Source organism: Mycobacterium sp., assembly GCF_052145595.1.
Classification (GTDB): Bacteria; Actinomycetota; Actinomycetes; order Mycobacteriales; family Mycobacteriaceae; genus Mycobacterium.
Map to the genome: position 1 here is coordinate 21,325 of NZ_JBKQOI010000210.1, position 6,520 is coordinate 27,844.

General features: G+C 65.4%; 5 protein-coding genes. 4 read left to right on the top strand and 1 reads right to left on the bottom strand.

Going from position 1 to position 6,520, the window contains the following annotated elements; translation table 11 throughout:
• Complete coding sequence (gene mmuM / locus ACLP4W_RS19135; RefSeq protein ID WP_442388593.1) at positions 1-924, bottom strand: homocysteine S-methyltransferase; 924 nt, start codon at positions 922-924, stop codon at positions 1-3.
• 324 nt (positions 925-1,248) lie between these two features.
• On the opposite strand from mmuM, the gene clpX reads away from it, so the two are divergent.
• The 4 genes from clpX to mobA form a co-directional block, all read left to right on the top strand.
• Positions 1,249-2,529: an ATP-dependent Clp protease ATP-binding subunit ClpX gene (gene clpX / locus ACLP4W_RS19140; protein ID WP_442388595.1), complete on the top strand. Its 1,281-nt coding sequence runs from the start codon at positions 1,249-1,251 to the stop codon at positions 2,527-2,529.
• Positions 2,530-2,869: 340 nt separating this feature from the next.
• Positions 2,870-4,831, top strand: coding sequence for a 2-oxoacid:acceptor oxidoreductase subunit alpha (locus ACLP4W_RS19145; RefSeq protein ID WP_442388597.1), 1,962 nt, complete (start codon positions 2,870-2,872; stop codon positions 4,829-4,831).
• Positions 4,828-5,922: a 2-oxoacid:ferredoxin oxidoreductase subunit beta gene (locus ACLP4W_RS19150; RefSeq protein ID WP_442388598.1), complete on the top strand. Its 1,095-nt coding sequence runs from the start codon at positions 4,828-4,830 to the stop codon at positions 5,920-5,922. The genes ACLP4W_RS19145 and ACLP4W_RS19150 overlap by 4 nt, the downstream gene beginning before the upstream one ends.
• A gap of 13 nt (positions 5,923-5,935) precedes the next feature.
• Positions 5,936-6,520: molybdenum cofactor guanylyltransferase (gene mobA / locus ACLP4W_RS19155; RefSeq protein ID WP_442388604.1), on the top strand; the 585-nt coding region annotated here is incomplete at its 3' end.

Below are 6,520 nucleotides of genomic sequence, written 5' to 3' on the forward strand. Positions count from 1 at the left end.
TCACTGCGGATTTTCGACTGATTTTTCGCGCTGATTGCACGCTCGGCGAACAGCGGCGATATCTGCCGGCCGCACCCGGCAGCATCCGCCCACGATGCGAGCCCCGGCCGCGACCCACTGCGTCGCGAGCTGTGCAGAAAACCGGGATCGACCCGTCCAGGCGCGGCGCCGGCCGTCCCAACGCTCGCCGCTGTTCGGGTAGACGATCACCGGCTTACCGATATCCGCGCTGCGGATTGCGGGCAGCACGTCGTCGGGTGCACAGCAATTGACGCCGACCGCGACGATCTCCGGCACCCCCGCCGCGACCGCGAACGCTTCCTCCAGTGGTTGCCCGGCGCGGGTTCGCGTCCCGTCGATGGTGTAGCTCAGCCAGGCCGGCATGCCGATCCCGCGGACCAGGTCGACGAGCGCTTCGGCCTCGTCGACATCGGGCACGGTTTCCAGGGCGAGCACGTCCGCGCCGGCGGTGGCAAGGATCTCCAGCCGCGGTCGATGCCACTGCCTCAAGGCCGCGACGGACAGGCCGTAGCGTCCGCGATATTCGGACCCGTCGGCCAGCGCCGCGCCGTACGGTCCGACCGAGGCGGCGACGTAGCGGTCGGCTGCATCGGCGTTGTCGCGCGCGGCCTTGGCGAGTTCGACGCTGCGGCGCAGCAGCCCGACGCCTTCGTCCCGGTCGATTCCGCGGGCCGCGAAGCCCTCGAACGATGCCTGGTAGCTGGCCGTCGTCGCGATCATGGCACCGGCGCGAAAGTATGCGGCGTGCACCGCGACGATCTCCCGCGGGGCTTCCGCGAGTAGCTTCGCCGACCACAACGGGTCGGAAAGGTCGTGACCGCGCGCCTCGAGCTCGGTTGCCAGGCCGCCGTCGCTGATCAGCACCGATTCGGTGGGCAAGGTAAATCCCGCAGCCAATCCCACCCGGTCACTGTAGGGTTATTTCTTGGAGGTCTGCCCAAACCTCGCGGGATCGCCGGCTTGGGCCGGCACCAGGGGTTCGACGGCACGCCTGCCTCGGTCGGGTAACGACCGCGACACGCCAAAGACACGGATTGCGCGTCTCGGTGAGTGACGGACGCCGTCTGCCTATATGTTTCATCCAGACGGAAGGCATGAACACCCCCGAAATACCAAGGACGCGATTCGGCGCTAATGGTCGCGTCCGGCCCGAGCAAGCGGGTAGCGTCGGGGAATACATGCGGCACAACAAGACGAACGGCGAACAGGAAGTAGGCCCTACGCACCATGGCGCGCATCGGAGACGGCGGTGACCTGCTTAAGTGCTCGTTTTGCGGGAAGAGCCAGAAGCAGGTCAAGAAACTCATTGCGGGCCCCGGTGTGTACATCTGCGATGAATGCATCGATCTGTGCAACGAGATCATCGAAGAGGAACTCGCCGACGCCGACGACGTAAAGCTCGACGAACTACCCAAGCCCGCCGAGATCCGGGACTTCCTCGAGGGGTACGTCATCGGGCAGGACACCGCCAAGCGCACGCTGGCCGTCGCGGTCTACAACCACTACAAGCGGATTCAGGCCGGCGAGAAGAGCCGTGACTCCCGGTCCGAGCCGGTCGAGCTGACCAAGTCGAACATCTTGATGCTCGGACCCACCGGTTGTGGCAAGACCTACCTGGCTCAGACGCTGGCCAAAATGCTCAACGTGCCGTTCGCCATCGCCGACGCCACCGCGCTGACCGAAGCCGGCTACGTCGGCGAGGACGTCGAGAACATCTTGCTCAAACTCATCCAGGCCGCCGACTACGACGTCAAGCGCGCCGAGACCGGCATCATCTACATCGACGAGGTCGACAAGATCGCCCGCAAGAGCGAGAACCCGTCGATTACCCGGGATGTCTCCGGTGAGGGCGTTCAGCAGGCTTTGCTGAAAATTCTGGAGGGCACGCAGGCGTCGGTTCCCCCGCAGGGCGGCCGCAAGCACCCGCATCAAGAGTTCATCCAGATCGACACCACCAACGTGCTTTTCATCGTCGCGGGGGCGTTCGCAGGGTTGGAAAAGATCATTTACGAACGCGTCGGCAAGCGTGGTCTGGGCTTCGGCGCCGAGGTGCACTCCAAGGCCGAGATCGACACCTCGGACCACTTCGCCGACGTCATGCCCGAGGACCTCATCAAGTTCGGCTTGATCCCCGAATTCATCGGCCGGCTTCCGGTGGTCGCCTCGGTCACCAACCTCGACATGGACTCGTTGGTCAAGATCTTGTCCGAGCCGAAGAACGCTTTGGTCAAGCAGTACACCCGGCTCTTCGAGATGGACAGCGTGGAGCTGGAATTCACGGACGACGCGCTGGAAGCGATCGCCGATCAAGCGATCCACCGCGGCACCGGCGCCCGTGGCCTGCGGGCAATCATGGAAGAAGTGCTGCTGCCGGTGATGTACGACATCCCGAGCCGCGACGATGTCGCCAAAGTGGTGGTGACCAAGGAGACCGTGCAGGACAACGTGCTGCCGACGATCGTGCCGCGCAAGCCGTCGCGCAGTGAGCGCCGCGACAAGAGCGCCTAGCGCGTCGAGGAGTACGTCCCGGACGTCCACCGCGAGCCATGCGGTGCCGTTCCGTGCGGGTGTGACGCGCTGTGGCGCCCACGAAACTCGGGTCCGTGCGACAGACGTGATCAACACCACAGTTTTGCTTGTCGGCATTGTCAGCGCGCCGCTGACCTGGGCTTTTATTGCCAAACCAGCCGCGTGCAGGGGCGCGAAAATGGCCATTCCGAGCGAAAAGCGGTGCCATAATCGCTACCGCCAGTGACATAAAAGGGAACTGTGTCGGAGTCGCTTCGACGGCGCGTAACGTGGAACTTCGGCGGAGTGCCTGTCCGGTGGACAAATGGGAGGCGGGAACGTGGATCCGAACGGCAGCGGAGCCGGGTCCGATTCTGAAAACGGGTCTTCGCATACCGGCTCCGAGCGGCAGCGTCTAGAACAAGTCGTCATACGATTCGCCGGCGACTCCGGCGATGGAATGCAGTTGACCGGCGACCGGTTCACGTCGGAGGCAGCGCTTTTCGGAAACGACCTGGCGACCCAGCCGAACTATCCCGCCGAGATCCGAGCCCCCGCAGGCACACTGCCCGGAGTCTCGTCCTTCCAGATTCAAATCGCCGATTACGACATCTTGACCGCCGGCGACCGGCCCGACGTCCTCGTGGCCATGAATCCCGCGGCATTGAAGGCAAATATCGGCGACTTGCCGCGCGGCGGAATGGTGATCGCCAATTCCGACGAATTCACCAAGCGCAACCTGACGAAGGTGGGTTACGTAACGAACCCGCTGGAGTCCGACGAGCTGTCGGATTACGTCGTGCACTCCGTCGCGATGACCACGTTGACCCTGGGGGCCGTCGAGGCGATCGGCGCATCGAAGAAAGACGGCCAGCGCGCCAAAAACATGTTCGCGCTGGGCCTTTTGTCATGGATGTACGGTCGGCCGATCCGAACCAGCGAGAACTTCATCAAGGAGAAATTCGCCCGCAAGCCCGACATCGCGGAGGCCAACGTGCTCGCCCTCAAGGCGGGCTGGAACTACGGCGAAACGACCGAGGCTTTCGGCACCACCTACGAGGTCTCCCGGGCCACCTTGCCGGCCGGCGAATACCGGCAGATCTCGGGCAACACCGCGCTGGCCTATGGCATCATCGCGGCCGGGCAGCTGGCCGACATCCCGGTGGTGCTCGGCAGCTACCCGATTACGCCGGCGTCAGACATCCTGCACGAGCTGTCCAAGCACAAGAACTTCAACGTGATCACGTTCCAGGCCGAAGACGAGATCGGCGGGATCTGCGCGGCGATTGGCGCTTCCTACGGCGGCGCGCTCGGGGTCACCAGCACATCGGGGCCGGGCATCTCGCTGAAGTCCGAGGCGATCGGGCTCGGCGTGATGACCGAACTGCCGTTGCTGGTCATCGACGTGCAGCGCGGCGGCCCGTCGACCGGGCTTCCCACCAAGACCGAGCAGGCCGACCTGCTGCAGGCGCTCTACGGCCGCAACGGGGAATCGCCGGTGGCGGTGCTGGCGCCGCGATCTCCCTCCGACTGCTTCGACACGGCGCTCGAGGCGGTGCGCATCGCGCTGTCGTATCAGACCCCGGTGATCCTGTTGTCGGACGGCTCAATCGCCAACGGCTCGGAGCCGTGGCGGATCCCGAACGTCGGCGAACTGGCGCCCATCAAGCACAACCTTGCCAAGCCGGACGAGCCCTTCCAGCCTTACGCCCGCGACCCGGAAACGTTGGCTCGCCAGTTCGCCGTGCCAGGTACTCCCGGCCTGGAGCACCGCATCGGCGGGCTGGAAGCCGCCAACGGCTCGGGCAACATCTCCTACGAGCCGGTCAACCACGACCTCATGGTCCGGCTGCGCCAGGCCAAAATCGACGGCATCTCCGTTCCGGATCTGGAAGTTGACGATCCGACCGGAGACGCGGAGCTGCTGCTGATCGGCTGGGGCAGCACCTTCGGCCCGATCGGTGAGGCCTGCCGGCGGGCGCGGCGCAAGGGCGTCAAGGTGGCGCACGCCCATCTGCGCCATCTGAGCCCGTTCCCGGCCAACCTGGGCGACGTGCTGCGGCGGTACCCGATGGTGGTGGCGCCCGAGATGAACCTTGGCCAGCTGGCGCTGTTGCTGCGCGGCAAGTACCTGGTCGACGTACAGTCGGTCACTAAGGTTCAGGGCGTCGCGTTCCTGGCCGACGAGGTCGGGCGCGTGATCCGCGCGGCGCTGGGCGGAACGCTGGCCGAAATAGAAGACGATAAGACGACGGTCGCCAGGTTGTCGGCGGCAACAGTTGGAGCGGGAGCTGACGCATGACGACAAGTGCGATTGGCAATCTGGCGGGCACCGACCTCGGGTTGACACCCGGGGTGAAGAAAAACGACGGTGTGCCCACCACGGACCAGCCGCAGAAGGCCAAGGACTTCACCAGCGACCAGGAGGTGCGGTGGTGCCCGGGTTGTGGTGACTACGTCATCCTGAACACCATCCGCAACTTCCTGCCCGAGCTCGGGTTGCGCCGCGAGAACATCGTGTTCGTCAGCGGCATCGGTTGCTCCAGCAGGTTCCCGTATTACCTGGAAACCTACGGGTTCCACTCGATCCACGGGCGCGCGCCGGCGATCGCGACCGGTCTGGCGCTGGCTCGCCAGGACCTGTCGGTATGGGTGGTCACCGGCGACGGCGACGCGTTGTCGATCGGCGGCAACCACCTGATCCACGCGCTGCGCCGTAACGTCAACATCACGATCCTGCTGTTCAACAACCGGATCTACGGGCTGACCAAAGGCCAGTACTCGCCCACTTCGGAGATCGGAAAGATCACCAAGTCGACGCCGATGGGTTCGCTGGACCACCCGTTCAACCCGGTGTCGTTGGCGCTGGGCGCCGAGGCGACCTTCGTCGGGCGAGCCCTGGACTCCGACCGAAACGGGCTGTCTGAGGTGCTGCGCGCCGCCACCGAGCACCGAGGCGCTGCCGTCGTCGAAATCCTGCAGGACTGCCCCATCTTCAACGACGGCTCGTTCGACGCGCTGCGCAAGGAGGGCGCCGAAGAGCGGCTGATAAACGTCCGCCACGGCGAGCCAATTGTCTTCGGCGCCAACGGCGAATACTGCGTGGTGAAGTCCGGCTTCAGCCTCGAGGTGGCCAAGACCGCCAACGTGGCTGTCGAGGAGATCGTCGTGCACGACGCGCACGCCGACGACTCCGCATACGCGTTTGCGCTGTCCCGGCTGTCCGATCAGAATCTCGAGCACACCGTGCTGGGAATCTTCCGCAACATCAGCCGGCCCAGTTACGATGACGCGGCGCGCTCTCAGGTGCTCACCGCCCAGTCATCGAAGCCGTTCGACTCCGCCGCGCTGCAATCGCTGATGCGCGGGCGCGACACCTGGACCGTCGACTGACGTGTCCGAGTTCATGCCCGACGCAGTGTCACTGGCCGGGGTAGTGGTCGCTGGAGGTGAATCGCGGCGTATGGGCCGTGATAAGGCCGGCCTGCCGATCCCGGGGTCTTCCGCCGGCCCCAACGCCACCACGATGGTCGAGCACGTGGCCGGCGTTCTCGGGCAGCGCTGCGATCCGGTTTTCGTAATGGCCGCCCAAGGGCAACGACTGCCCGCGCTGCCGGCTGCCCGCGTCATCCGCGACGAATTGCGCGGGCTGGGGCCGTTGCCGGCGACCGCGCGGGCATTGCGCGCGGCCGCGGAGGCGGGTGCTCAGTTCGCCTTCGTCTGCGCCGTCGACATGCCGTTTCTGGCCGTCGAGCTGATCGACGATCTCGTTCGCAGGGCCGTTGAGACCAACGCCGAAGTGGTGTTGCCGTGGGACGGCCAGGATCACTTCCTGGCCGCGGTATACCGAACCGATCTGGCCGACCGAGCCGATGCGCTGGTGGCCGCCGGTGAGCGCTCCATGCGCGCCTTGGTCGGCGTATCGGACACTCAGCGGATCGTCACCTCTGATTCCCGTCCGCTGACCAACGTCAACACGGACGCCGAGCTG